Source organism: Prevotella melaninogenica, assembly GCF_013267595.1.
GTDB classification, from domain to species: domain Bacteria; phylum Bacteroidota; class Bacteroidia; order Bacteroidales; family Bacteroidaceae; genus Prevotella; species Prevotella melaninogenica_D.
The window spans coordinates 1128410-1154836 of the sequence record NZ_CP054011.1 but is presented as its reverse complement, the minus strand read 5'-3'; the positions used below and the strand labels follow the sequence as shown (position 1 = coordinate 1154836).

The 26427-nt window shown below is 40.1% G+C and carries 21 protein-coding genes and 1 pseudogene; 7 read left to right on the top strand and 15 right to left on the bottom strand.

What is annotated here, in order from left to right; translation table 11 throughout:
- Positions 1–10 precede the first annotated feature (10 nt).
- The 4 genes from FIU21_RS10050 to FIU21_RS10035 all read right to left on the bottom strand — a co-directional run bounded on the left by FIU21_RS10050 (position 11) and on the right by FIU21_RS10035 (position 4526).
- A complete protein-coding gene (locus FIU21_RS10050; protein WP_004360746.1) occupies positions 11–1744 on the bottom strand; it encodes an acyl-CoA dehydrogenase family protein in 1734 nt (577 codons plus the stop codon).
- A gap of 92 nt (positions 1745–1836) precedes the next feature.
- Positions 1837–2232, bottom strand: coding sequence for an endonuclease domain-containing protein (locus FIU21_RS10045; RefSeq protein WP_004360747.1), 396 nt, complete (start codon positions 2230–2232; stop codon positions 1837–1839).
- Positions 2233–2367: 135 nt separating this feature from the next.
- Positions 2368–3390 carry an electron transfer flavoprotein subunit alpha/FixB family protein gene (locus FIU21_RS10040; RefSeq protein ID WP_004360748.1) on the bottom strand — a complete coding sequence of 341 codons (1023 nt, stop codon included), beginning with the start codon at positions 3388–3390 and terminating at the stop codon, positions 2368–2370.
- A 266-nt stretch (positions 3391–3656) separates the two neighbouring features.
- Positions 3657–4526: an electron transfer flavoprotein subunit beta/FixA family protein gene (locus FIU21_RS10035; protein WP_004360749.1), complete on the bottom strand. Its 870-nt coding sequence runs from the start codon at positions 4524–4526 to the stop codon at positions 3657–3659.
- 342 nt (positions 4527–4868) lie between these two features.
- Between FIU21_RS10035 and FIU21_RS10030 the strand changes: the two genes are divergently transcribed.
- The 3 genes from FIU21_RS10030 to FIU21_RS10020 all read left to right on the top strand — a co-directional run bounded on the left by FIU21_RS10030 (position 4869) and on the right by FIU21_RS10020 (position 6264).
- Entirely contained in the window at positions 4869–5108 is a 240-nt protein-coding gene (locus tag FIU21_RS10030; protein WP_004360750.1) for a hypothetical protein, read from the top strand.
- A gap of 116 nt (positions 5109–5224) precedes the next feature.
- Positions 5225–5668, top strand: a complete 444-nt coding sequence (locus FIU21_RS10025; protein WP_231291358.1) for a helix-turn-helix domain-containing protein — start codon at positions 5225–5227, stop codon at positions 5666–5668.
- Entirely contained in the window at positions 5584–6264 is a 681-nt protein-coding gene (locus tag FIU21_RS10020; RefSeq protein ID WP_172891415.1) for an IS630 family transposase, read from the top strand. The genes FIU21_RS10025 and FIU21_RS10020 overlap by 85 nt, the downstream gene beginning before the upstream one ends.
- A 13-nt stretch (positions 6265–6277) precedes the next feature.
- Here the strand turns inward: FIU21_RS10020 and FIU21_RS10015 are convergent, their stop codons facing one another.
- The 3 genes and pseudogenes from FIU21_RS10015 to FIU21_RS13200 all read right to left on the bottom strand — a co-directional run bounded on the left by FIU21_RS10015 (position 6278) and on the right by FIU21_RS13200 (position 10107).
- Positions 6278–7516, bottom strand: coding sequence for a TonB-dependent receptor (locus FIU21_RS10015; RefSeq protein WP_231291359.1), 1239 nt, complete (start codon positions 7514–7516; stop codon positions 6278–6280).
- A gap of 363 nt (positions 7517–7879) precedes the next feature.
- The gene (locus FIU21_RS10010) at positions 7880–8797 is read right to left on the bottom strand and encodes an IS982 family transposase (RefSeq protein WP_172891381.1); all 918 of its coding nucleotides are present in this window, start codon (positions 8795–8797) and stop codon (positions 7880–7882) included.
- A 327-nt stretch (positions 8798–9124) separates the two neighbouring features.
- A pseudogene (locus FIU21_RS13200) lies at positions 9125–10107 on the bottom strand (ISAon1 family transposase).
- A gap of 296 nt (positions 10108–10403) precedes the next feature.
- Here FIU21_RS13200 and FIU21_RS09995 point away from each other — a divergent pair.
- Together FIU21_RS09995 and tnpC are read left to right on the top strand one after the other, a co-directional pair.
- Complete coding sequence (locus FIU21_RS09995; protein WP_172891413.1) at positions 10404–11279, top strand: DUF4135 domain-containing protein; 876 nt, start codon at positions 10404–10406, stop codon at positions 11277–11279.
- A gap of 127 nt (positions 11280–11406) precedes the next feature.
- A complete protein-coding gene (tnpC, locus tag FIU21_RS09990; RefSeq protein ID WP_172891412.1) occupies positions 11407–12786 on the top strand; it encodes an IS66 family transposase in 1380 nt (459 codons plus the stop codon).
- 287 nt (positions 12787–13073) lie between these two features.
- Here the strand turns inward: tnpC and FIU21_RS09985 are convergent, their stop codons facing one another.
- Both FIU21_RS09985 and FIU21_RS09980 read right to left on the bottom strand, forming a co-directional pair.
- Entirely contained in the window at positions 13074–13823 is a 750-nt protein-coding gene (locus FIU21_RS09985; protein WP_004360757.1) for an LrgB family protein, read from the bottom strand.
- Positions 13823–14326 carry a CidA/LrgA family protein gene (locus FIU21_RS09980; RefSeq protein WP_004360760.1) on the bottom strand — a complete coding sequence of 168 codons (504 nt, stop codon included), beginning with the start codon at positions 14324–14326 and terminating at the stop codon, positions 13823–13825. The genes FIU21_RS09985 and FIU21_RS09980 overlap by 1 nt, the downstream gene beginning before the upstream one ends.
- 225 nt (positions 14327–14551) lie before the next feature.
- Here FIU21_RS09980 and FIU21_RS09975 point away from each other — a divergent pair, with 225 nt between their 5' ends.
- Together FIU21_RS09975 and rsmD are read left to right on the top strand one after the other, a co-directional pair.
- Complete coding sequence (locus FIU21_RS09975; protein ID WP_004360763.1) at positions 14552–15364, top strand: DUF3822 family protein; 813 nt, start codon at positions 14552–14554, stop codon at positions 15362–15364.
- A 127-nt stretch (positions 15365–15491) separates the two neighbouring features.
- Positions 15492–16022 carry a 16S rRNA (guanine(966)-N(2))-methyltransferase RsmD gene (gene rsmD, locus FIU21_RS09970; protein WP_004360765.1) on the top strand — a complete coding sequence of 177 codons (531 nt, stop codon included), beginning with the start codon at positions 15492–15494 and terminating at the stop codon, positions 16020–16022.
- Between the two features lie 458 nt (positions 16023–16480).
- Here the strand turns inward: rsmD and FIU21_RS09965 are convergent, their stop codons facing one another.
- The 6 genes from FIU21_RS09965 to FIU21_RS09940 form a co-directional block, all read right to left on the bottom strand.
- The gene (locus tag FIU21_RS09965; RefSeq protein ID WP_004360766.1) at positions 16481–18055 is read right to left on the bottom strand and encodes a hypothetical protein; all 1575 of its coding nucleotides are present in this window, start codon (positions 18053–18055) and stop codon (positions 16481–16483) included.
- 31 nt (positions 18056–18086) lie between these two features.
- Positions 18087–18224, bottom strand: a complete 138-nt coding sequence (locus FIU21_RS13395) for a hypothetical protein (RefSeq protein WP_254361442.1) — start codon at positions 18222–18224, stop codon at positions 18087–18089.
- Positions 18225–18877: 653 nt separating this feature from the next.
- The gene (gene cls, locus FIU21_RS09955) at positions 18878–20299 is read right to left on the bottom strand and encodes a cardiolipin synthase (RefSeq protein ID WP_004360770.1); all 1422 of its coding nucleotides are present in this window, start codon (positions 20297–20299) and stop codon (positions 18878–18880) included.
- Positions 20300–20316: 17 nt separating this feature from the next.
- Entirely contained in the window at positions 20317–21987 is a 1671-nt protein-coding gene (locus FIU21_RS09950; protein ID WP_231291360.1) for a hypothetical protein, read from the bottom strand.
- Positions 21988–21992: 5 nt separating this feature from the next.
- A complete protein-coding gene (dnaG, locus tag FIU21_RS09945) occupies positions 21993–23942 on the bottom strand; it encodes a DNA primase (RefSeq protein WP_172891379.1) in 1950 nt (649 codons plus the stop codon).
- A 958-nt stretch (positions 23943–24900) separates the two neighbouring features.
- On the bottom strand, positions 24901–26034 hold the full coding sequence (locus tag FIU21_RS09940) for a hypothetical protein (RefSeq protein WP_004360778.1): 1134 nt from the start codon (positions 26032–26034) through the stop codon (positions 24901–24903).
- Positions 26035–26427: the final 393 nt, after the last annotated feature.

Here is a 26427-nt window from a genome sequence, read left to right as displayed (position 1 = left end):
TAACAAAGGATTATGCTTCTTCAGAATCTTCTTCCACAGCCTTGAACTGCTCAAGGTCTTCTGGGTTGAAGGCTTTGATATAAGCAGTGTGACCAATAACTTCTTCCTCTGCCATGCGAACAAAGACATGGGCAGACTTCTTGAAGAGTTCTGGTGCCTTAGCAGCATCTTCGATAAGGAGGAGAGAACCGATGATGTCGGCTGTCATGTTGTAAAGACGGCGTGCAAGGAAGTCGTGAACATCCTGGTTTTCGCTTGCGTTAACCTTCTCAACAGCCTCTTCATAGAGCTGAACAAGCTTTGCAACACGGTCGCGCAGCCCCTTCATGCAGTCGCAAGAGAGTTCGCCCTCAAGCATTTCCTTCATGATAGAAAGGTAAGTGCCGTTAGTGATGTAACGCACGGCAGCAACAACCTGCAGCTGTGTTGTACCCTCATAGATAGAGAAGATACGTGCATCACGATATAGACGCTGACACTTATACTCCATGATGAAACCAGAACCACCATGGATAGAGATAGAGTCGTAGGCTGTCTGGTTAGCATACTCAGAGTTGATACCCTTTGCCAATGGTGTGAAAGCATCAGCAAGGCGAGTGTACTTCTTCATCTCCTGACGCTCCTCAGGGGTGAGCTTCTGGTCACGTGCAATATCTTCCAAAGCCTTGTAGATATCGACGTAGCGGGCAGTCTGATACAAGAGAGAACGACCAGCATCGAGTTTTGCCTTCATACGAGAGAGCATATCGTAGACAGCAGGGAAGTTGACAATCTTCTTGCCGAACTGTGCACGATCCTTAGCATAAGCCAAGCCCTCGTTGTAAGCCTCCTGCTCAAGACCAACAGACTGTGCTGCGATACCAAGACGAGCACCATTCATCAATGCCATTACGTACTTGATAAGACCCATTCGGCTGCTACCACAGAGCTCTGCCTTTGCATTCTTGTAAACAAGTTCGCAGGTAGGAGAGCCGTGGATACCAAGTTTATGCTCAATATGGCGTACGTCAACACCGCCATCACGCTTGTCATAGATGAACATTGAAAGTCCACGACCATCACGTGTACCCTCTTCTGAACGCGCAAGAACAAGGTGGATGTCTGAGTCGCCATTGGTGATAAAACGCTTCACACCATTCAATCGCCAGCAGTTCTCCTTCTCGTCGAAGGTAGCTTTGAGCATTACACGCTGGAGGTCAGAACCTGCATCAGGCTCGGTGAGGTCCATTGACATCATCTCTCCTTCACAGATACGTGGGATAAACTTCTGACGCTGCTCCTCGTCACCAAACTCATAGAGTGTGTCGATACAAGACTGCAATGACCAGATGTTCTGGAAACCAGCATCAGCAGCAGCAATCAACTCAGACATCATAGAGAAGACAACGTTTGGAAGGTTCAGTCCACCATATCGGCGAGGCATAGAAACGCCCCACAATCCAGCCTGACGAGTCGCCTCAATGTTCTCTAAGGTCTTGCTGGCATAGTGCATACGGTTGTCAATGAGATGTGGACCTTCGAGGTCAACAGACTCCGAGTTAGGTGCAATAATGTTTGCTGTAATGTCACCAGTGATATCTAAGATGCGCTTGTAGTTTTCGATTGCATCCTCAAAGTTTACCGGTGCATCAGCATGTGTAGCAGCATCAGCATAGTTACGCTCTTTCAGTTCTACGATGCGTTTCATCAATGGATGCTCCAAGTGAAACGCTATTTCTGGGTGGTCAGTATAATAATTTGCCATGATAAAAAATGTAAAAGCGGCCCCTCCCCCTTGCCCCTCCCCCGAAGGGAGGGGAGTAGAATGTACTGATTCTTACGGTTAGGGTACTCTTTTTATTCGTTGTTTATAAATTCGGTTATTTGTTCTATCACATTGTCTATGTCCGTGTATATCTCTTCGTTGGTGAATCTAAGAACATTAAAGCCCATTTCATTGAGGTATTCTGTTCTTGTTTCATCGTCTACCTCTTGTTGTGGTTGCTTATGGTAAGTTCCGTCTACTTCTATGACTAAGTTCTGTGAAAGGCATATAAAGTCTACAATAAAGTCACCTATAGGATGCTGTCTTCTGAAATGACAGTCGCCTCTCATTCCTTTCAGTTCGTTCCAAAGAATTTTTTCTGCCAAAGTCATCTCGTTTCGATTCTCCTTTGCAAAGTCCTTTAGAATGTGGTACCTGTCAGGTGAAGCTGTCTTGTAGGTGCATTTCTTTCTATTTTCTTTAGTCATAGGTTGGTAGTTAGTCAATATACTGGTTTTGATTTTGTGGTAGTAAGCATATAGCAGTAGCATACCATGACTCCCTTCTCGCATTTTACTCCCCTCCCTTCGGGGGAGGGGTAAGGGGGAGGGGCCACTTCTTTGTTACTTACTATTCTGCTTATAATACTTTATCAACTTCGGAACAACCTCTTCAACGGTGCCATTGATGATATAGTCAGCGATGGCATTGATAGGAGCGTCTGGATCGTTGTTGATAGAGATGACGATACCACTGTCCTGCATACCAGCAATGTGCTGAATCTGTCCAGAGATACCACAAGCGATGTAAACCTTTGGATGGACGGTAACACCAGTCTGACCAATCTGACGATCGTGGTCTACCCAACCTGCATCAACAGCGGCACGGCTGGCACCAACCTCTCCATGAAGCTCTTTAGCTAACTTGAAGAGTAAGTCGAAACCCTCTTTAGAGCCAACACCATAGCCACCTGCGATAACGATTGAAGCCTCCTTCAGGTTGTTCTGTGCTGGCTTAACATGACGGTCGATGACCTTTACGACATAGTCAACCTCTGGGACATACTTCGCTACATCTGGATAGACGACCTCATTCTTTGCTTCGCCTTCGTAGATAGCTTTCTGCATAACGCCAGAGCGTACGGTAGCCATCTGTGGACGATGGTCAGGGTTGACGATGGTTGCTACGATGTTACCACCGAAGGCAGGACGAATCTGATAGAGCAGGTTCTCATAACGCTTACCTGCTTTCTTATCTTCGTAGTCACCAATCTCAAGTTGAGTACAATCGGCGGTAAGACCACTTGTCAGGGATGATGACACACGTGGACCGAGGTCACGACCAATAACAGTAGCACCCATCAAACAGATCTGTGGCTTCTCCTCAGTGAAGAGGTTGACAAGAATGTCTGTGTGTGGTGCTGATGTGTAAGGGAAGAGTCCCTCACCATCAAAGACAAAGAGTTTGTCTACACCGTATGGTAGGATTTGGTCTTCTACCTTTCCTTTGATGCCACTACCGGCAGCGATGGCATGGAGTTCCACACCTAACTCATTTGCGAGCTTGCGACCCTTGGTCAACAGCTCCTGTGAAACCTCCTGTACGGTGGTTTCCTCTATTTCGCAATATACAAATACGTTGTTCATAAATAAAATCTTCGACCAAGCACTAATCCAACTAACTGCCCCCAACTGGCCCCCTCCCCCTTACCCCTCCCCCAGAGGGAGGGGAGTGAAATGTGTCACTTGCTGTAGGGTAACTGGCTTATTAGAAGGTTGTTCATAAAATTTCTTTCCCCTATAATGTCTGTAGCTAATAAAAAGCATCAGGACATTCTACGCCCCTCCCTCTGGGGGAGGGGTAAGGGGGAGGGGCCAGTCGCTTGTTTTGTTGGTTAGTTGTTCTGTCGTTTTTAACCAATAATCTTCTCTCCTAACAGTTCCTTGATAAGTCCTTCTACATCCTCGTCTGAGCCAGTGAGGGTCTTGCTCTCCTTAGCTTGGAAGATGATGTTCTGAACAGACTTCACCTTTGTTGGCGAACCACTCAAACCACACTGCTCCTCGTCACCGTCAACATCGGCAACTGACCACTGGTTCAGTGTGAGGTAAGGACGCTCCTCGTAGAGTTGTGTCCAAGGTTCATCGCCTTTGCGCTCCATAGGACAAGTAGCATACTTGTACTTCATCACGAGTTTAGCATTGCAAGGACGTGCAGGAGCAGCAGTACCGTTCACTGTGACAAGAACTGGCAATGGAGCAGCAACCGTCTCTACACCACCATCAATATGACGGCGGATAGTAGCCTTACCATCCTCAATCTTTAGGATTTCCTCTGCGTATGTAACTTGGTTGAGTCCTAATTTCTGTGCAACCTGTGGTCCTACCTGTGCGGTATCACCATCGATAGCCTGTCGTCCACCGATGATAATGTCTACATCACCGATTTTCTGTACAGCTGTCGCTAAAGCATAAGAAGTAGCGAGTGTGTCAGCGCCAGCAAACTTACGGTCAGTAAGTAGCCAGCCGGTATCAGCACCACGATAGAGTCCTTGTCGGATAATCTCTCCGGCACGTGGAGGTCCCATGGTTAAGATTCCTACAGTAGAGCCCGGATTCTGATCCTTCAGTCGCAGAGCCTGCTCTAAAGCGTTTAGGTCTTCAGGGTTGAAGATGGCAGGCAGTGCGGCACGGTTTACCGTTCCTTCGGCTGTCATGGCATCTTTTCCCACATTTCTTGTGTCAGGTACCTGCTTAGCAAGTACTACAATTTTCAAACTCATAAATATAATAATGTGTTATTTAAATATTCAATTGTTTTGGTTGAGGGCAAAAGTACAGTTTTTTTGTAACATAAACAAAAAAAGTTGCACAAAAACCGCTTAACTGTGTTTATGTTTGTTGGGAGCTATTCTATGAGCTGTTTTGTTGGAGTTAGAGGAGGTGTTGTAGTTTAAGAGAGTTGTACCCTCATTTGTTTTGCGGAAGTAAAGCTCTAATAACCGATTTGAACTTAAGTGTATAGCATAGAAATGATGCGGAGGTTGGTGGATGATAATATTTCCTTTACTATTTAAAACCCTTAATTTCAATGGAAAAGCTATTCTATTACATCTTATGAAAAGATGAGTTATGAACGTGAAGGATATTTAAGCACGACCAAGGGATACATTGAGGAAAAGAGTTGGGAAACGGTCGAAGAAAAAGCCAACTGGAAATATAAAGCTACGAGTACTAAATCAATAGAAAAGATTTCGTCAACAGACAAACTTACACAATCTACAGGTGCATATTACATGAAAGAAGAGTATACTCTTAAAACAGGTAAGGATTATAATATTGGCAAAGGACTTGGTTCAGATTAAAAAAAAAAGAATAAATCCTTTCGGACATATATTCGCTATTGATTTATTAATAGATCTTAGTAGAGGAATAAGTAGATGTTGAAAATTAGTTTATATAATACTTTTTGTGTATCTTTGTGCGGACATATAAAAGAAGTACAACTATCGGAAAGATTAAAATTATAGAACTGACAGACAAAGAGCGTCTTCAGTTGGAGGAGGGCTTCCGTCGTGGCAAGAGTCATTCCTTCCGTATGCGTTGCCGTGCGATACTGTTGAAATCCAATGGTCTAACATCAAAAGACGTCGGTATTCAAACAGAAATGACAGACATATCAGTGAACTCATGGGTGAAACGTTTCGAGTGTGAAGGTGTCACGGGTCTGGATGCACGTCCCGGGCGGGGTCGGAAGCCGATAATGAACAGTTCAGACGAAGATACGGTACGCAGAGCCATCGAGAACGACAGGCAGAGCGTGAAGAAAGCGAAGGAAGCCTGGCAGCAGGCTTCTGGCAAGAAAGCAAGCGAAAGTACCTTCCGGGCTTTTTTATCCGCATTGGCGCGAGATATAGACGTATAAGGAAACGTCCCAAGGGGAGACCCTCGCCGCAGCTCTATGCCTACAAGAGCCAGAAGCTGCAAGAACTCGTACAACAGGAAAAGAACGGTCTCATAGCCCTTTACTATGATGATGAGAGTCATGTCTGCACGGATGGGTATGTGCCATACGTTTGGCAGTTCTGCGGTGAAGATGTCTACATCCCCTCTGAGAAAGATCTCCGGCTCAATATATTCGGTATGATAGACCGCAGGAATAGATATGAGAGATTCACTACGACAGAGAACATGACTGCAGATAAGGTCGCTAACTTTCTTGACCGTATGTCGCTCCGTATCAGCAAAAGAACCTTTGTAGTCCTTGACAACGCAAGTGTACACAGATGCAGGCTTATGCGGGAGCTTCGTCCCCTATGGGAGAAGCGGGGGCTGTTTCTTTTCTTTCTCCCTCCTTATAGCCCACATCTTAATATTGCCGAGACTCTTTGGCGTATTCTCAAGGGGAAATGGCTCAGACCTGTGGATTATCTCTATACAGACGCCCTGCTCTATGCCACCAACAGAGCTTTGGCGGCAATCGGGTCTGGACTCAAAATCAATTTTAAACATGTAGCTTAGTATAAATTAATTCTTACGACCTACTTATAGCTGAATATTTATTACCATCAACATGGGAAGATATTTCTTGTACAGAATTTCCCTGAGATTGGCGATATAAACGGTCGTTCTTAGTATTGATATATGTTCCTATCAGGTCAAAGAAAAGATGCTTATCCTTGGTAAACTCATGTTGATAATAAATATCTAACGATGGATTGTTGCTCCTTGACTTGGTGCGGTCCATGATATCGAATGTGTTGCTATTCTGAATAAGTTTGGAATTTCTATCAAATACCGCATGAGGTGTATTGTTATATAAATCACGAAAAGTAACACTCAATATGTTTCCGCTATTTATGTAATCGTATCCTATGGATAGATTGATGTTATCATATCGTGCCTTTGTCTTTTGCCCTATCTCATAGTTACTGATACTGGGGGTCGTTGCATGGAAAGCCTCCATGTTTTCACGTAACCAGTTTATATCACGCCGATTCCAGTTTATAGACGTCTTAAAGTTTGACTTACCTACATGATAATTACCCGATAACTGATAATCTCCTATACCTAAGGGATTGATAGTGTTCATAAACTCTCCGGAGATGCTTCCACCATTCTTCTTTTCTTTTAAGATAATGTCAATTACGGCAGCTATATTTCCGTATCTTAGACCAGGATTATCATGATATTCTATTCTCAATACGTCTGCTGGCAAGAGAGCCTTCACCTCCTGTATCTCTGCCTTTACACCATTAATACGTAACTCTACGGCATCCCCCATAGTGGTAGTCACCTTACTGTCGAGAGTATTTACAGAGATTCGTGAAAGCTGAAGATGCTGCAACAAACTTAAACCATTGCCTGATGTTTTTTGCTGAAGCAGATTAGGGATAATTATTTGTCGGTCAGCTTTTTGTATTACGTTGTTGGTGGTCACTGTAACGTCATTAAGCTGCTTACTCTCTGGCTCCAACACGATTGTACCCACCGATAGATGCTTAGAGATGTTTTGGCATTTAATTTCCTGTGTAGAATATCCTACAAAGGATATCCTTATTTTATAGCTCTCTCCTTCATGCGTATTCAGCTCAAAGCTACCATTCATATCAGTTACTACTCCACTAATCATCTTATTTTCGCTTTCACGAAACAACGAAACCGTTGCAGCTGGTAATGGTTGCTTGTTTTCATCTACGACCGTTCCCGTAGTTTGTGCAGCAAGAATACCATAGCAGCCAGACATGAGCAACGTGAGAATTTTCTTTTTCATAAACATTATATGCCAGAAAAAGATTCAAGAATATTGTATCTTTCAGATAATCAGAAAACTAAGAAAGAATAAAGGGTAAATGGGTTACGAGATGGAAACGAGCGAGTTTCTTTCCCTTTCTTTATTCTGCATTGCCTCAAAGAACACTTTAATTGATGGGGTAAAGGTAGTAATTTATTCCCAACAATCCAAGAATTCTAAGGAATACCTCGGCACATGAAGTAAGAGAATTCAGAAAAAATGATGAAATATACACCTGAACTCGGGCTAAGTATCATACGACTCTTCTGTTTGGTTTAGTACAACGGCTCTTTAGACTCAATCTTTTGATTGGGTCTAAAGATAATAATAAAACAGATTACTTTAGAATAATGTAAGCTGTCCCGAATGTTGCTCTATAGCAAAGTCTATGTTCACTGCTGGCTTTTTCTCAAAGAAGCAGTAGGCTGCAATAGCAGAGAGAACATTCATTGCGAAATTAAATATGCTTCTATGCCTTGAATGCACTAATTGAGCTACATTCTTTAGCTCATCATTGATAGTCTCTATTACAGATCTTTTCCTTAGAAGAAGTCTATCATAAAGTGGCATTAGTTTGTTTTTCATGTTACTCCTAATGCCAGTAACTAAATTTATTCCATCATTGAACAATCGCTCAAATAATCCTTGAGAAATGTACCCTTTGTCTGCAAACAATTTACCAAACACATTTTCTGTCAACCTGTTAAATACATTTTCGTCTCGGTCATCAACATTTGCTTTAGTGAGCATAAAGTTTAGAATCTCACCTCTTTCATTACAGATAAGATGTAGTTTGAATCCAAAATACCATCCCATTGTACTCTTACCCCTTGTTGCATAATTTCTAAAAACCTTATTGCGACAAATACGTTTATTATGACAAACTGGAATACAAGTTGAGTCAATAAAACTAATACCAGTACACCTCCCAAAACAACATATCTGCAGGAACATCATCATCTCTACAGAGACTCTTGCCTCTAATTCAAGAAAACGATTATAAGACAATTGATTTGGAAATAAATCTGCTAAATGCTCTTTTACGAAAAAGGTATAATAGTGACGAAAATTACGATAGGAATTAAAGTGGAAGCAAATTAATATCGTTATGATTTCAGACTTACTCATACGCCACCTGCGATGGCGATGACATCCTTTATTCCTTTCGGAGAGACCTATTTTATCAGTTTCTAACTCAAATTCTTTGCAAAAGTCATCTGCAATACAGAAAATTTCAGTAATTTTGTCCTTGGTAATCATTGTTATATTTATTGTAATTGATTGATTTTCAACTATAAAGTTACAAAAATATAATGAGATTACCAACTTTTTGCAGACTTTTCTTATCCCGAGTTCAGGTATATACAATATTTTGGCACATCGAAATGTTAAAAATAGTCCAGTGTGAATTTTTTAGAAGTAAATATTTGCAAAATCAAGAAAAATTAGTTAGGTTCGCAACATATAAGTAATTATTAATCGTATATAGTGGTGGGTATGTTTAATGACGAAAATGACACTTTTATAACCAGGTTGCTCTTATGTAACAACGGGTCAGTCCTAAAACCCAGTTGCAAGCCTATCCTCTTAAGCACACAATTTCATAAGCCTATATAAAAAGAAAGGAATATCTGTGACTCCTCTGAACTGTGCCCTGAATGCCTTAACTTTAGCATTGAATGACTCGGCATTTGCATTCGTAGCTCTGTTTACAAAGAAATTGAGTATGGTTTGATAATGATTTTCAAACGTGTCAATCACTGTGTAGAAATTGTCCACTCCCAACTCTTCTACCTCATTAAACCATTTAGCCAGCTTCAGCCTTGCAGCATCCTTGATGCTCTTGATGTTATAAATATCGGTAAGTTTCATAGCCAAATCATACGCCTTTTTCAGTGTCGGATAATGTTCAAAGATGATTTGTGCTCTGTCTTTCTGTGTTTCAGTCCACTTGGTCTTGTGCTTGGTCAATATGAACTTTGCTCTGGCGAGCAACTGCTTACGGTGTCACCATTGCTGTATCTAAATGGTATATATTCCTTTCCCTTACTTTTAGCTTCTTTTATCTCCTCGTTCTCTTTATCTCTTGCCATCCATCGGTAAGCAATACGCATGTCATCCAGAGCATCATAATATAGTTTCTGTACATGAAATCTATCATTGGTAATAAGTGCTTTGGGAAAAACAGAGCGGGCTATGCGCATCATAGAAGATGACAAATCGAGCGTTATCTCCTTGACAGTCTTCCGTTTAGAAAGGTTTATCTTCTTGAGAACCTGAATAACGTCCTCTGCCTTGGTCCCTTTAACCACAGCTACCAAAGTCCCTTTTCTGCCCTTTCCCGCCTTGTTGGTTAGAAAAGTATAAACCTCGCCACTGCTTAAACAGGTCTCATCGATACTTAGATTCTCTCCTATGTTATCTTCAAACAATAGCCAGTCTTGAGCATGATCCAACTGATCCCAGCTACGATAATCACTGAAATATTCCTTGTACTGTGTGGATAACAGCTTACCATTTACGCCATAGTGCGCACCAATGCTTGCGATGCTCTCTGCAGTCCGTAACAACTCTCTTTCCTGTACACCTTCTGCAATGTATGAGGGATGTTTTTGTGCGTCATATTATGTATTAGTAGTCAAATTAATTTCACTCTCGCTAAAAGATGCTCAATGCCTAAATAAAGAGTGCATAAACGATGTTGCATATTAAATTGTAAGGTATGCTTATTCAAATTATATGGACTCAGTTTACAAATACGAGTTAAAATTAGCTATAAACTACAATTTGGCAAAAGGGGCTAATCAAAAAGAGAAGGAGTTTTTTTTTATAAACACTTTGTCACGAAATGATGAATGGATAAAATATTTTTTTTGAGAAATATCCTAATCTTATCCATCTGTTAGAAACCTACACTTACAGGATTATTAATTATGTTACTTCTTTCTCCCACAAATTTGAGGAAGAGAAGTCTCAATTAAATGATTTCTTTGAATTAGAAGAGTCAAATATAGAGAAGGTTAAAATGTTCTCAAGAGACATTCACTTTGGCAAATGTGTTATGGCGGTGGATTTTGATTGTGGGAAGAGACTTTATTATAAGCCGAGGAATGCAGACAACGAACAATTTTTAGTAGATTATATTCGTTTCTTATCTACTTTGGGGTTGAAGATTAAGCTTAGGATCCCTGAGTTCAAGAATTACAAAGATCACTCTTGGCATATACACAAAACATATGGCTCAGAACTAAACGATCGGTCTGACTTAACTACATATTATCATAATTGGGGTGTACTTTTATGTGCATTCTACTTTCTAAATTCGCAAGATATTATCCCTGATAACATTTTGTTTTCAGACAACCAACCCTGCATTCTTGATTGTGAAGCATTAATTAACAGTCCTATTCCGTATCAGGATACAACACCACTTGTACAATACATACAAAATTCTGTTATTAGAACAGGTATTCTACCAGATTGGATGTTTAGCAAAATTGAAGAAGGAAATAGAATTTCTTCAGTCTTGTTTAAATTTAACACAGAAAATCTCCACCTGCCACGATATAAACAAGAATGTTTACCAATATCACGAGAATTGTCTTCTTTCTTTTTAGCTGGATTCAAATATGCCTATGACTTGATGCTTAAACACAAAGAACTAATTTTAGATTTCTTTAATGCATATAACTTTAATGGTAACTATTCAGCGGTATTGTTCAGTCTGTATTCTCTCCTCTAAAATCTTCGTATAAAGGCTATAAAGATACTTATTTTTCTTGCGTATTTCAGATTTTATTTGTACCTTTATACCTATAAAAGAGCAGGTTACGGACATATCAAAAGTATTACAAGCCATGACGGAAGAGATGCGATTATTGCGTGCAACTGTCAATCAGCAGTATGCCGAGATTATTAAATTGAATCGTAACATAAATGCTCTGAACCTTGAAATTCGCAAGAAAGATACGGAACTTATAAACTTACGGGAACGCTTGGCTAAGTATGAAAAACCTGACAAAAACTCTAATAACAGCAGCACTCCGCCAAGCAAGGAGCGTATAAAGGATGAGGTTATCAGAAAAATAAGAAGCCTCCGTAAGCCAAGTGGTAAGAAGCCGGGAGGACAAAAGGGGCATGATGGGCATAAGTTGTCTTGCTCTTCCATACCTGACGAGATAATCGATGAGGTACCCAACTATTGCACTCGTTGCGGAGAATCTTTATCAGATACGGAACGTGTGCTTGATTATGTGACGCAGGTTATTTCCATTCCAGAGTTGAAGCCCGTAATCAAGGAAATCCGACACTATGTGATGGTATGCAAGAACTGTGGTGAACGTATTCGGACAGCACCGAGACGGCGGTCAAACAACGTGGTATATGATTCAAGCGTAAAGACCTTAGTGGTTTATCTGAGTGTCGTGCAATTTCTTCCTTATGGTCGCATAGCAACTTTTTTGCGTGAGGTATTTGGACTCACTCCAAGCGAAGGCTCGCTGGTGAACTGGGTAAATGAGGCAAAGAGAAATGCGCAACCTGTGATTGATAAAATTAAAGAATATATCAAGTCATCAGCAGTTGTTGGTTTCGATGAGAGCGGCTTGTACTGTAAGAAAAGACTCGACTGGGCATGGATTGCACAAACCGTTTATTACACACTGCTTTTCCGTGCTGATGGAAGAGGATCGAAGGTATTAGTAGACAAATTTGGCGATAGCTTGGAACGAATGACTGCCGTTACCGACCGCCATAGCGCATACTTTGCACTCCATTTCCTCAATCACCAGGTATGCCTTGCTCACTTACTCCGCAAACTGCAATATCTATCAGAGTTGAACACTGAGCAAGAGTGGTCTGGGAAAGTAACCAATCTGTTCCGTGAAGCCATTCACGAGCGGAATAGCAATCCGAACGACGTTATAGACAAGGTGTCATGGACCCGACGTTTAGACAATCTGCTCAAACAGAATATAGAGGAGTTTGGTAAAAAGTTTATTACGTTCAAAAAAGCCCTAGTCAAATGCAGAGATTACATTTTCAATTTCCTTGAAAATCCGATGATACCATTTGACAATAATGGAAGCGAACGTGGAATACGCAAGCTAAAAATCAAACTGAAGAACTCCTGTACATTTCGTTCAGACTTCGGAGCAGACGCTTTTCTTGAACTTCATTCGATTGTAGAAACAGCTAAGAAGCACGACAAAACTCCATATAATGCGATTCAAGCCTTATTTAAGGTTTGAGAAATTGAGATGCACTTATATATCTATTATCGCTGAATAGTTACGAATTATTATAAGATACTAAACAATAAGTAAATACTCACACACTTGATGTTACAGAGATAAAAGTTGAGATTTTGCTGTCACTACTGTCACCCTAATTCATTATCTAACTTGCTATGTAACAGTAGGATTATATAAAATGTTAAATATGACAGCAAAATGAAATTAAAACTATTCGTGTAATAGCGTGTATGATTTTCTACTTACATTTAGTAGACTTTATCACGCTATTACACAAAGACGCCCTAAATAATTCCCATTAGGCGGAGTACCGTTGGGGTAAGCAGGGCAGTGAAGATGCCGTTCAGCGTAATACCTAAACTCGCAAAAGCCCCATACTTACTGCTATATGCCATTGCGGTTGATGCTCCAACGGCATGAGAGGCGGCACCCATAGAGAGACCTTGTGCGATAGGACTATTTACATGACCATAGGACAACATCTTAAAGCCTACCAAAGCACCAATAATACCAGTGACAACCACCACGGCAGCAGTAAGAGAAGGAATACCTCCAAGGCTCTGTGTCACCTCCATTGCAATAGGTGTTGTTACTGATTTACTTGCCATTGAGAGGACAATAATATCAGGTGCGCCACAAAGCTGTGCTACGAAAACAACACTCACAATACCAACCAAACAGCCAACAAACTGTGACAGAACGATTGGTAACCACAGACGCTTTATGGCATCAAGCTGTAAATAAAGTGGTACGCCTAAGGCTACAACTGCTGGTTTAAGCCAGAAGTCAATCAATTGGGCACCTTGCTTATAGACTGCAAAAGAAACACCAGTTATCTTGAGATAGACAATAATAAGTACGATAGCTATCAAGATAGGGTTGAGTAACATCCAACCAGTACGCTGCTGTAGACGTTTGATGTAAAAGAAGGCAGCAAAAGTCAATGCCAAAATAACATACTGATTGGAAAAGATATCTTTACCATCCTGTATAAGGTCAATAGTCTGACCGATTGTTTCATCCCACGAATCCATTATTTTTCCTCCGTTTTAGTTATCTTATCCTGTCCGAGTAACGCTTTGTCAAGTTCTATTCTTTCAGCTTCTTCCATGGCTTCAACCTCTTCGGTTTCCTCCAGCATCTTCTTCATCTTCTGCGCATGAGCACGATGATGAAGTAAGTCCATAGCCATCAACCGACGTTCAAACTTTATGACAAGTTGATGCATCTGTCCTGTAACAACCAATACCAAAAGAGTACTGACTACTGTTGCAGTAACAATAGGGAACCATTGAGCCTTAATAAGATCAAGATAGAGAATAAGAGCCACCCCAGGCGGTACAAAGAAGAAGCCGAGATTTGCTATCAGAAGCTGTGATAATCGCTCCACCCAAGCTAACTTCACCCATCCTAACTTTAGAAAAAGTGTAAGAAGAAGCATTCCAATGATACTGGACGGCAGTTTTATTCCTGTAGCCCAAACAATAAACTCTCCTAATGCTAAGCATCCGAAGATAACAAAGAACTGTCTTGCCATGTAAAAAAGTTATTATTCAACACCACCATCAAACATGATCGTTTGAATAGTTATAGCATTTAATAAGCGAGTGCAAAGTTATATCTTTTTTAAGTATCAAACGCTAATTTTCCCTTTTTTAATACTTTAAAGAATACCATTCGATGATATTTATCAAGCAGATAACCAATGAAATCGGAAAAAATGTGTAAGTTTGCAGGTGATAAAAGCTATACAACGTTCGTAATGACAGAAACAGACAATAATATATCCGATAAAAAACTGCGACTTACTATCAGATTTAGCAGGAACAATATGGCATTTGCTGTGGGTGACCCACAAGAGAATGGTATGCTCGTTTATGAACCCTACGAGATGAATATGGGTATCTCTGTTGCTGCCAATCTACGCGAAGCCTTCAAGGTTTCTGAATTGCTGCAGAGTGGATACAAACGTTTGTTAGCAGAGATTGATACCCCTGTGATGCTCATGCCTATTGACGACTTTGGTACACAGGATATCGAGACACTTTATCATCATACTTATCATAGACAAGGTAACGAGGAGATTCTATCGAGTATCCTACCTGACTTGAATGCGATTGCTGTCTTTGCAATTAACAAAGACCTCAAACTCGTTATCGACGACCATTTCAAGGACATTCGTATACAACCGCTTATGCAGTCGGTATGGACGCATCTCTATCGTCGTTCTTACGCTGGTCCACGTAGAAAGCTTTATGCTTATTTCCATGAGAAGCGTATGGAGGTTTTCAGTTTCCAACAAAATAGATTCCGCTTCAGTAATTCATACGAAGCAACCAATGAGCATGATGCTTTGTATTACCTCCTTTATATATGGAAGCTAACAGGAATGGATGTAGAGAAAGATGAGTTATATATTGTCGGTGACATACATTACCAAGACTGGCTCATTGATAAAGTAAAACAGCATTTGAAGTTCTGTAGGGTTATCAATCAGGAGGTTTACTTCAATAATAGCCAGTTGGCTAAACGTACAGATATTCCCTACGACATGAAAACTATCTATCTGGAATAAAAGAAATAGAGGAAGATCAAGGTATAGAATAAGTTAAACCACTCACATCTTCGATAAAAGACTAATGTCTTAACTCCATTTCACTCCTTAACTCCATTTCACCCCTTCACTCCTAAAAATAGAAACTATGCGAATCATAACAGGAAAGTATAAAGGCAGACATTTTGATATTCCACGCACCTTCAAGGCACGCCCAACAACAGACTTTGCTAAAGAAAACATCTTTAATGTTATCAATGCATACGTGGATTGGGAAGAAACAACCGCACTCGACCTCTTTGCAGGTACGGGAAGTATATCCTTAGAACTCTTATCACGTGGTTGCCAACAAGTGATAAGCGTAGAGAAAGACCGTGACCATGCCCGCTTTATCAGTCAATGTATGGAGAAACTTGGCACAGACGAGCATATATTGATAAAAGGAGATGTGTTCCGTTTTCTAAAAAGTTGTCACCAGAAGTTTGACCTCATCTTTGCCGACCCTCCCTACGCATTGCCAGAATTAGATACTATTCCTGACCTCATCTTCCAATATGACCTATTGAAGGAAGATGGTCTACTTGTCTTTGAACATGGTAAAACCAATGATTTCTCCGCTCACCCACACTTCATTGAACATAGGAGTTATGGTAGCGTAAACTTCACGTTGCTCAGATAGATTTCCCCTCTGGATTCTCCAATATTCAAGAAAAAATAAAACCTTCGCAAAGCTTGGAAAATCGATATAATGCGAAGGTTTTAAAATGCAACAGGTCAGAGCAAAATTTCTAACGGGTCGGAAGAAAATTTCTAACCCGTTAGAAATTTCTCGCTAACACGTTCCCCGTAAATTTCTAACGGGTTAGAAATTTTCTTGCAACCGCATATAAATTTTCCTCTCTCCGCACTCTATTTTCAACAAATTGTTCTCCTTAAAATTCAACTTGCTTCTATCATTGACAAAATATACTTTCGTACCTCACGAAATATACTTTCGTCCTCCACGAAATGTACTTTTGTCAAGATAGGTATTCTAACAACAAAACGGAGCGTAATCTGTATGTTACACTCCGTTGAAAATACAATATACTTAATATTCCGTCATCTTAAAAGACTACGAAATACAGAAATCCAATCCTACTCTCCCTTCCATATAGAGGCAGCATTACCGCGACCCCAAGTTTCCGTACGAACAGAAGGAACAGAAGGATTCAGCATGATACCATAGGCTCGAGGACCAAAATTGCTGTTACCCGTACTTGTCCAGAAGACAGTACCCCAAATGGTTGGATTTCCATCATTGGTTCCAAATCCTCCTAAAGACGAAGCTATTCCTCCATCGCTGTATGAATAGCCAAAACGAGGAGCGGCTACAAAGAAATAATCAGCCTTGTTGGAAGGTTCTCCCAATGTTGCAGGGTGGTCCATTGTACTCCCTAGTTCGTTAGATGATAACCTATAGTCATAGTTATAAGGAGCAGGTCCCTCATCAGAACGGAATCCAGGAATATTTGCTTTCTTCTTGAACCATACACCATCCATATAAAACAAATGACCTCTCATGGAGCAAAGACCACTTACTAAGTGAGGATCACCCTTCAAGATATACCACAGGGTTTCATTGAAGTTAGGACAGTCTTTTGCCGTGTTTGCAGCCACAGGATTACCAGCTGCATCATTATACCAACGTAGAGGGTCGCTTGTCTTACTTGATGGATAATGACTATCCGGTGCATTCTTCTTAAATGACTGATACATTTTAAATCCAGCCCAAGCTTCCTGCTGTGCATCCCACATATAGAAATCGTCTCCCATTATTGGCACCTTAAGATCAGTACTAATCTTTTTGTTCTTCCCGGCTATAAATGTGACATTACTATACTCTTTTACAATATCTCCGCTCACCGTAGTTTCGGGATCATAGATTGTATAAGTCACTTTCAGGCTACTATAAGTACCTGGAGCAATAACCATCAATGCTGCATTTGTGGTAGCAGACGGAGATGATGGTACTGGAAATCCATCATAATAATTAACCTTCAGCATTAAAGTTATATCATTTGAAGAACCCGTGGGCGACGTAGTATCTAATCCATTGTCATCAAAGGAATAGGTACCAGCAATAGCCTTATTTGCCTCTACCTTTATCTTTTGTATAATCGTCTCCTTAATAGATCCATCAGTTGAATAAGGTAGGAAAGTAATGTAAGATGCTTTATGATCTAATATAAACTTGTAGACCCCATTGGCATTATGCGCAGTTGCTGTTCCGCAATTTCCAGAGGACCCAAAATGCGAAGCATCATTCGGTTCTTTTTGTATCTGATAGGAAGATATTCTGACCTCGTCTCCCTTACCAGTTCCTGTAGTATAACGGAGAGGATAACTGCTAGCCGTAAAATTTCCATTGAACCAGAACTTCGCTTTAGCAGCCTTACCAGTAGACGGAATGTCATTCCGAGCATTCATTTGTAAAGCTGGTGAAGCTGCTGAGTTATTAACCCAAATGAAATCATAGGGTGTCCAGAAAAAATTAATTCCACTACCGTCATATTCCGCAGTAGTACGTGTGACAGGAGAGGCATTCTCTTCAACTACAAATGCTGTCATACCCTGTTTTTCATCCTGATTCGCTGTAACCTCATCTCCAGCACATCCCGTAAAGGAAATCAGAGCTACAAAAGCTAATAATAATAATGTTTTTAACTTCATCTTTTTGTTTGTTAAATTCTAAACTTTCTGATTAATTAGAATCCCACTGATTATGGGTTTCACTTTCCTTTGTATCTTCCTCAAAGAATAATGCTTGTTTAGCATTAAGAGACTGACCGTCGTCACCAGCTTTGGTATGACCACCATCATTTGGAAATGACGTTTCCATGAGAGAAGTGTCCGATACATAATGAAATATCCCAATCCTAGGACTTTCATACTTTTTCTTTTTTAATTGTTTTTTCTCCATAATTGATTCATTAAAAAATATATTGTATTGCTACAAAAATAAGAAACTATCTTTCTATTGAGTTATTACTATTATTGGCAAACGCCCATCACAAAATTTGCAGAAAAATATAGCAAAAGAATAACCATAAATACGAAATCAGCATAAATCTTCCAATCTTATTTTGCTTCTTTGCTTCTTGACAAAAAGACACAAAAAAGCGAACAAAGGAAACTCCTAGAAGTCCTTTGTTTACAAGGGTTACACCACGCTTCGCGCGCGCGTAGAATGGAAGAAAAAAAGAATGATTAAACGCTAGTAGCGCCTGTGTGCGTGTGCGTTAGCAAAATATCTGAAACTACCAAATATAAAGCACTAAAAAAGGCAAAGAAATCAAAGTTTCTTTGCTGCGCTGAATTGGCTGGATATGTCATTGCTAATTGTTTCACGGCACAAAGGTAAAAAGAAAAAGTAGAATAAAAGAATAAATTGAAAGAAAACTATCTCATCTTCAGTCGCCTTTCTACAAAGAAGAGGTGTAAAGATACTGTTTTTAAAAAGGAAGAATTATAACTGTAAACCCTTTGCCCCTTTTAAAACAGTGGGCTCAAAAGTCTTACCATTGATTCCCAAAGGCGTTGTAAGAAGGAACGATGTGTAAGGTTTCGTACATCTTCCAAAGCAACACACTCTTCTTGATCTGTTAAGAAGATATCCTTTACTTCTAATGCTATTTTCTTATCATAGAAGAAAGCATTTGCTTCAAAGTCATTCTCAAAGCTACGGAAGTCAACATTAGTAGAACCAATCGTTGCTATACTATCATCGGCAACAAGAAGTTTTGAATGATTAAAGCCAGCCTTATATAAATAAACTTTTACTCCCGCTTTCACCGTTGCTAAGACATAAGTGCGTGAAGCCCATTCCACTATCTTAGTGTCTGTCTCGTAAGGAATCATCAGTCTTACATCTACTCCCGACAAGGCTGCAGTACGCATAGCAAAGAGGATTGGGTCAGTAGGCAGGAAGTAAGGTGTTTCCATATAGACATATTGCTTCGCACTGGTAAGTACTCTTACGTATCCTTGCTCAATCTCTGGCCATAAACTTGTTGGACTACTGGTGACAATCTGAATAAGACTATCATTCTCAGCAACCTTACTGACCGGATAATAAACATGGTCGGTTATCAACTCACGACTCACAAAGAACCAATCTACCAAGAAGGCACGTTGCAAACCATATACCGCAGCACCAGTTATCTTAACATGTGTATCACGCCAAGCTAATTTCTTTATCCCTTTCACATAGCGATTGGCGATATTCATACCACCGATAAAACCAACTTCACCATCTATGACACATATCTTTCTATGATTACGATAGTTCACCTTACTGGTAAAGATTGGGAAGCGTACAGGCATGAAGGCATATACTTCTATTCCCTCAGCACGCATACGGTCAAAGAAACGATTCTTTGTTTTCCAAGAACCTACATCATCATAGATAACACGTACCTCAACTCCTTGTCGTGCTTTATCAATCAAAGCATCAGCAACAATCTGCCCCAAGGGGTCACTGGCAATAATAAAGGTATCTAAATGGATATGATGTTCAGCCTTACCAATCTCCATTAACAAAGAAGGAAAGAACTCGTATCCAGAAGTATAAATCTCTGTTTCGTTATTCTTAAATGGTAAGACCCAGTTCTGATTCATGAAGAGTTTGATGAGTTCTCGGTACTCATTAGGCAGATGAAGACGCTTCTGTTCTACAAACTCCAACATGGAATGCTTTGTCAGCTGGTCCATACTATACTGCCATATCTTACGTTCTTTACGTGTAGTCTGACCGAAGAAGAAGTAAAGAATGATACCTAACATTGGGATAAACGTTAGCACCAACATCCACGCCATTGTCTTGGCTGGCTGTCGGTTATCCATCAATACGCGTACCATCACTATAATGATGACAACAACGTAGACTGCTAAGAATGCCCAATGAACATAAATCATCTATATTCTCCTTTCCACTAACTATTCGATTCGACTGTTCCGCCAGTCTTATCCTTCTCTCGTAACTGCTGAATATACGCTAACTCGTCTAATGCAAAGTCACCTGACTCCGGGTCATCAATCATCTGACGAAGCATTTCTTCCGCCTCATCAAACCTATGCAACTCTACCAACACATAAGCCTTTCGTCGGTAAAGAAACTGTAGAAAAGTGTGCACCGATTGCTCGACTTCGCCTTCTTCATCTTCAACAATAGAATTATGTAAGTCTTCCAAGATTCCGTCTATGGTCATCAGCGAACGATAATCACCCAAATAAATCATACAGTTAACATACTCCTCAGCATAAAGAGTACGATTAACTCCTGTTACAAACGTAAGGTAGTAATAAGCCCTATCATACTGTTGCAACTCATTATAGCAGAAGCCTAACATATAGCAGACCTCTAAGAAGAGGTTCCGTTCTTCCAGACTCTTTTTATCTATATTAGAATTCAAAAGGCGGTAAGCGTTCTCCAAACAAGAAATCGCTTCATAGTAACGCTTCTGACGATGAAGAGTCCGACTACGATAAACAAAGCGAGCAGCATCCACACTCTCTACATTGGCAATCAATCGTTGCTCTTCGGTTAGTTGGTTCTCCTCACCATTAGCTACCTTACTCTTAGCCTCCTTCCACATATAAACGAACTCATCCTGCAACTGCTTTGTTGAGCGAAGGTCGTATGCCAACAAGACAGAGTGCGACTGCACCTGTACTTCCTTCGAATGAAGGGGTCTACCAATCCCTGATGGCAATGGCAACAATGTAGCAACTACCTGATAGTAAAGCACATCTTCACAACCATCAGCCTGCTGAATACTAAAAGTCATACGACGACGAGTCGTCGGATGAGCTGGGAGGAAGAATACAAGGTCGAGCATTGCCTTCTGTCGAACAAACGCTCCATCTACTATCAGAGTGTCGGACAGATTATAGGATGCTATAGATTCACGGTCGTTGATAACTGTTACGGTATCTGTTACCACAGTCAACTCAGAGAAGACAACATCCACCAAACCAAAAACCTTATCCATCCACTGCTTCAAAGTTGCAGCTTCCTTATCATTCTGACGCCACTCTGCACCTTTCTTCTGATGTCTTAATTCCTGTTCTCGAAGGAGAAAGAAATCACGCGCAACTTCCTTCTCAGACCATTCCAAATCACTCGTAGCCGAACTTTTTGCTTCCTTCTTCACATCAGTCAGACTTCTAATAAAAGAATTCTGCCATAAAAACATATCGACCATAGCCGAAGAAAGAATATCTTGGGCACGGTCTTCATCTAATAGAAGAGCCGTCAGGATATGCAAGTCTATGACATTTGTTTCCTCATTGATAGTATAACTAAAACGTGGACCGGTAGAATTAAGATTAAAGTGATTGCACACATGGCGTACAATATTTATATCTTTCATCTCAGCCTCAGCAAAGAAGAGGTATGACAATTCCACTTGTGGACAATTACCGATAATACGAATACCAAAATGTCCACTCTGAAATGTATAACGAACAATTGCAGCTTCACCCTCTTTTCTCCATTCCCCAGTACAGTTGAGTGCCTTCAATGCCTTTGAGACAATCCTTCTATTCTCACCTAAATCAAGGTCTGAGAGACGAAGTGATGGTTTGAATAAGTTTCTTATCATATTCATCATACCAGAATATTACCTCCTGTTTTTTTTGCTAATTCATTACGAAGGTTCTGTGTCCTCATTATCTCACTCATAACTTCTTGCATCTCTTGCGGATCTTTCACCTGCAGAAGTCGTTCATTCAATTCTTTCAAGTGGGAAGAAACATATTCTAAACGGAAATCAGCTACAAGATGTATGACACGGTCACGCAGTGTTTGTTCTGTTTCTTTCACTTGCAGACTCTCTGCAAGTTGGAAACGATCTACGCTCAATCTCACTGCTACAGATGCAATATTGATGTCTGCATGCTGTGTAAAATACTCTTCAGCCTTGAAACCTTCTTCACCACAATGCTCTACAGCCTCCTGCAGTATCTTAGTATAAAGTTCATTTGAGAAACCAAGATTATCGCTTCCAAGGTCATAAGCAATGTATTGTGCTACGGTCAAGTTATATGTCTCTCCGCTATTCTCATCTTTCACATCACGGAAGATAACCTTCTCGCCATCCTTGATAACAGCCTGAATAAGCATCTCTTCTACCTTTGATGCCAATTGAGTAGATGTATCCACCTCCTCTTCTCTCTGTTGCTCCTCTATGACTACTGTACGATGTTGCTGTTGTTCACGTGTCTGTTGTTCACGTGTCTGCTGTTCACGATTGGAATAGATATTACGATTCATCTGTTCCATCAATGTACGCTCTGACACACCTGTACGATTCGCACACTCACGGATATAGGTATCACGAAGTATCGGGTCTTTGATAACAGAAATACTTTGCACTATTGAGCCAACTGCCTCTGAACGCTTAATCGGATCAGTGACACCCTTTAATAGTACGTTAATCTTAAAGACGATGAAGTCTGTCTGATTATCTTCAATATATTTTCTGAAATCATCCGCACTATAACTACGTGCGAACTCATCAGGGTCTTTACCGTCAGGAAGCAACAACACTTTCACATTCATCCCCTCTGCCAATAGCATATCCGTACCGCGAAGGGCGGCATGCTGACCAGCTTCGTCACCATCATAGAGCAAAACGATATTGGAAGTGAAGCGACGCAAGAGTCGAATCTGATGTACAGACAACGCCGTACCACTATTGGCTACGACATTCTCAATACCACACTGGTGCATAGAGACAACGTCTGTATATCCCTCTACCATATAAACAAGGTCGTGCTTGGCAATAGCTTTCTTTGCTTGGAAGATACCATAGAGTTCTCTCTCTTTATGATAGATAACGCTATCGGGAGAATTGACATACTTCTGACTAACGCCCTTTGTACGAGAATCCAGCAGACGACCACCAAAGGCTGTCACCTTACCGCTCACACTCACCCATGGGAACATCACACGTCCATTGAAGCGGTCGATAAGTTCTCCATTCTCACGCTCGAAGCAAAGACCTGTCTTTATAAGAAAATCTCTTTGAAAACCTGCCTTTAAGGCTGCATCAGCAAAGGCATGACGGCTCGACAGACAGAAACCTAACTGAAACTTACGAATGATATCATCTCTAAAACCACGGCTGCGAAAATACTGCATACCAATAGCCATACCATCAACATCGTTGTGCAAGATATCATTAAAGTACTTTGCAGCCCACTCATTGACCAAGAACATTGATTCTCGTTCATTCTCCTGCTGCTTTTCCTCATTCGTCAGTTCTCGTTCATGCACCTCAATATGATACTTATTCGCAAGCCACTTCAAGGCTTCAGGATAAGTCATCTGCTCATGCTCCATGATAAACTTCACAGCATTACCCGCCGCACCACACGAAAAGCATTTATAAACACCTTTCACAGGACTAACGGAAAACGATGGTGTACGGTCATCATGAAAAGGGCACAAACCTTTATAGCTTGTTCCCGTCTTGCGTAAAGAAACGAAATCGCTGACTACCTCAACGATATTCGACGCATTCATAATCCTATCTACAGTCGGTCTATCTATCATTATGCTACAAAGATAACACAAACCAATGAGATAGCAAAGTTAGAACAAGAAAAAGACACTTCTACTTCACCAAATTATCTTCATGAATAAAAAAACACCTATTTATTATGAAAATAGTTTTGTTTTTAGTTGCTGTCACATTTAACATTTCACGCAACTATATTATAAACCAACGAGTTAAGCACCAACACAAAATGACAGATATGACAGGAAACATAACTTAAAGGTCTTCTTATAGCTCTTCAGAAATTTGGGGTAAATCTATAATGAAGGTATGATTACTCCCAATTAGATGGTTTTAGAATGGGGGATAATCTACATGATTAATCTAATTAGGTGCGACGTCTACCTGTCTTACACAAACAACCTTTCCCTTATTAGCTGATATTTGTAAACTATTTTCCCACGACTCAAAATCAATATGTGCTCTTTTGACTTCTTGAAGACGCCCTTTAAGCTTGCAAAAGATGCCCTTTAAGCGCCTTATTAACGCCCTTTTGAAGTCTAATTAAGCACCTTTTCTTACACCACTTCATAACTAATTGATTTACTGTTGATTGCAATCTCGCTTTTTACACGTATTTTTCTGCTTTCTTTTAGGTGTTTTATATGAATTTATGTAATGATTTTTCAACATCCTATCTACAAATTTTTGACGTTTTAAAAAGAAATGGTTATCAGTGTCGAAGAGTGAATAAAATAGACAGCCAAGACTATCTTGGTTGTCTATTTGTTTAATCTATATCTTTGGTTTACCATTAAAGCTATACGAAAAAATGTCTATGCGTTTAACGGAAGAACCCCCAAAAAGTCCGAAATGACATGCTTTACCAGAATTCGCATGTATCTATTTATCTAACATACTGATAATCAACTATAATTTATACGCCATATCCCTGAATCGTTACATCTTTCTTTTATTGCCCTATGGAGCCCTTAATAAATTCTCACACTGGATTCAATAAACGTTATATTCTTTCTTCACATCCTGCAATGACTCCTCTTGTCTTCTTTCTTTTTTGCTCATAATAATCTTCATTGCAAAAGGTTGGGGCAATAAAAGAAATTCTGTTCCTTCACTCATCTTATTTTTCTGACAAGGTTGTGCCTCATAAATTGAGGTAACATTATAAACTTCAACACCTTTTTTCTTCTTTCCGTCAAACTCTTCCTGAATATAATTAGAATAGCGACAACTACTTAGGTAAAAGGAGTTATCCAATGAGCGATACTCTGCCTCAACATCAATCTGCCAGTCCTTATATTGATGTCCGTATATAGCATTGATTGTTGAGCGCACAAGTGCATTAGTACGGTGCTGCACATTATAAGCCAATCCCGTAGAACGTTTTGCTCTGAGGATGACATTTTGTAGGGTATCTATACATAAATAACCCGAATCTTTCCAATCTTTTTTCGACTTGAATAGGAGTCTTACCACATTGACACCCAAGCTTTCAGACTCATTATCCACATAGAACCGATGTTCCTTCACAAAGTTCTCATCCATATCAGAAACAAAGTCATGGTAAAGCGTATTTTTAAGGTTACTATAGTCACAACCAGCTGACTTATCCTTAAAGGTGATAACATTCTCCAAGGGAGAGATTTCAAAGTATCTCTTCTTTCTTATCAGTCCATTACTTACAAAGCGATATAACACCGTATCGCCCACATTCTGTGTCTGATACTCATATCGTAGTATTCCATTACCTTCATACCTCTTTGCTTTCGTCTTAATAAAATCCATCAACATGGGTTTAATCCATACTGGCTCGCCTGTAGGACTCACGACAACTTCCGAAAGCAACTGCATACTTTGCTCCATAAACAGTGTATCAGACAATACTTTCACGCTTTCTTTCTGATAGTTTATATGCGAGATCATCAGATTATCAAAAGCAAAATCCACAACAACTCTCCCTTGTTGGTCGCTAAACGTACTCCTCACTTTCCCCATGTAGGTGGTATATACACTTGCTCTGCTCACTGGGATATTATTTGCTTTATCCCAAATAACGAACGCCTTCTGCGCAAATGAAGTCACAGAAAGACATAAAAAGACAATGCTAACGATAGTACGTTTATTCATTTGCTATATTAACTTTATTTATCTGCAAAATTCTTTTATCTTCAAGGAACTGCAAGTATCAAAACTTCAAAAGGGTTAGAACTCACCACGCAAAGGTATGAAAAAAGAGGTTCTTCCGGAATTTGGAGTGATATCGTTAATATCTGATTATCAACACCTTTTTGGGAGTTCTATTCTTTTACATCCCTTTATTTACTGAATACTAAAGAATGTAAAGTGCTAAAATAAAGACTACAAAATCTATACTTAGCTAACATGGGACATCCACACTACAAAGAGCTTATATTTAAGAGTTTACAATACTTATTTATCATTAAGAAACCTGAAAAACATAAAACCATCACTCCAAATTCCGGAAGACCAAAAAAGAAAAGTACACACAATATAATCTTC

What these genes read in the sequence shown, in the direction of transcription:
- FIU21_RS10050 (WP_004360746.1), bottom strand. Translation starts at nt 1,744, where the DNA reads ATGGCAAATTATTATACTGACCACCCAGAAATAGCGTTTCACTTGGAG.
- cls (WP_004360770.1), bottom strand. Translation starts at nt 20,299, where the DNA reads ATGATTTATGTTCATTGGGCATTCTTAGCAGTCTACGTTGTTGTCATC.
- FIU21_RS09950 (WP_231291360.1), bottom strand. Translation starts at nt 21,987, where the DNA reads ATGATAAGAAACTTATTCAAACCATCACTTCGTCTCTCAGACCTTGAT.
- FIU21_RS09940 (WP_004360778.1), bottom strand. Translation starts at nt 26,034, where the DNA reads ATGAATAAACGTACTATCGTTAGCATTGTCTTTTTATGTCTTTCTGTG.
- rsmD (WP_004360765.1), top strand. Translation starts at nt 15,492, where the DNA reads ATGCGAATCATAACAGGAAAGTATAAAGGCAGACATTTTGATATTCCA.
- FIU21_RS10015 (WP_231291359.1), bottom strand. Translation starts at nt 7,516, where the DNA reads ATGAAAAAGAAAATTCTCACGTTGCTCATGTCTGGCTGCTATGGTATT.
- tnpC (WP_172891412.1), top strand. Translation starts at nt 11,407, where the DNA reads ATGCGATTATTGCGTGCAACTGTCAATCAGCAGTATGCCGAGATTATT.
- FIU21_RS10010 (WP_172891381.1), bottom strand. Translation starts at nt 8,797, where the DNA reads ATGATTACCAAGGACAAAATTACTGAAATTTTCTGTATTGCAGATGAC.
- FIU21_RS10045 (WP_004360747.1), bottom strand. Translation starts at nt 2,232, where the DNA reads ATGACTAAAGAAAATAGAAAGAAATGCACCTACAAGACAGCTTCACCT.
- FIU21_RS09965 (WP_004360766.1), bottom strand. Translation starts at nt 18,055, where the DNA reads ATGAAGTTAAAAACATTATTATTATTAGCTTTTGTAGCTCTGATTTCC.
- FIU21_RS13395 (WP_254361442.1), bottom strand. Translation starts at nt 18,224, where the DNA reads ATGGAAACGTCATTTCCAAATGATGGTGGTCATACCAAAGCTGGTGAC.
- FIU21_RS10040 (WP_004360748.1), bottom strand. Translation starts at nt 3,390, where the DNA reads ATGAACAACGTATTTGTATATTGCGAAATAGAGGAAACCACCGTACAG.
- FIU21_RS09980 (WP_004360760.1), bottom strand. Translation starts at nt 14,326, where the DNA reads ATGGCAAGACAGTTCTTTGTTATCTTCGGATGCTTAGCATTAGGAGAG.
- FIU21_RS09975 (WP_004360763.1), top strand. Translation starts at nt 14,552, where the DNA reads ATGACAGAAACAGACAATAATATATCCGATAAAAAACTGCGACTTACT.
- FIU21_RS10035 (WP_004360749.1), bottom strand. Translation starts at nt 4,526, where the DNA reads ATGAGTTTGAAAATTGTAGTACTTGCTAAGCAGGTACCTGACACAAGA.
- FIU21_RS10030 (WP_004360750.1), top strand. Translation starts at nt 4,869, where the DNA reads ATGAGTTATGAACGTGAAGGATATTTAAGCACGACCAAGGGATACATT.
- FIU21_RS09985 (WP_004360757.1), bottom strand. Translation starts at nt 13,823, where the DNA reads ATGGATTCGTGGGATGAAACAATCGGTCAGACTATTGACCTTATACAG.
- dnaG (WP_172891379.1), bottom strand. Translation starts at nt 23,942, where the DNA reads ATGATAGATAGACCGACTGTAGATAGGATTATGAATGCGTCGAATATC.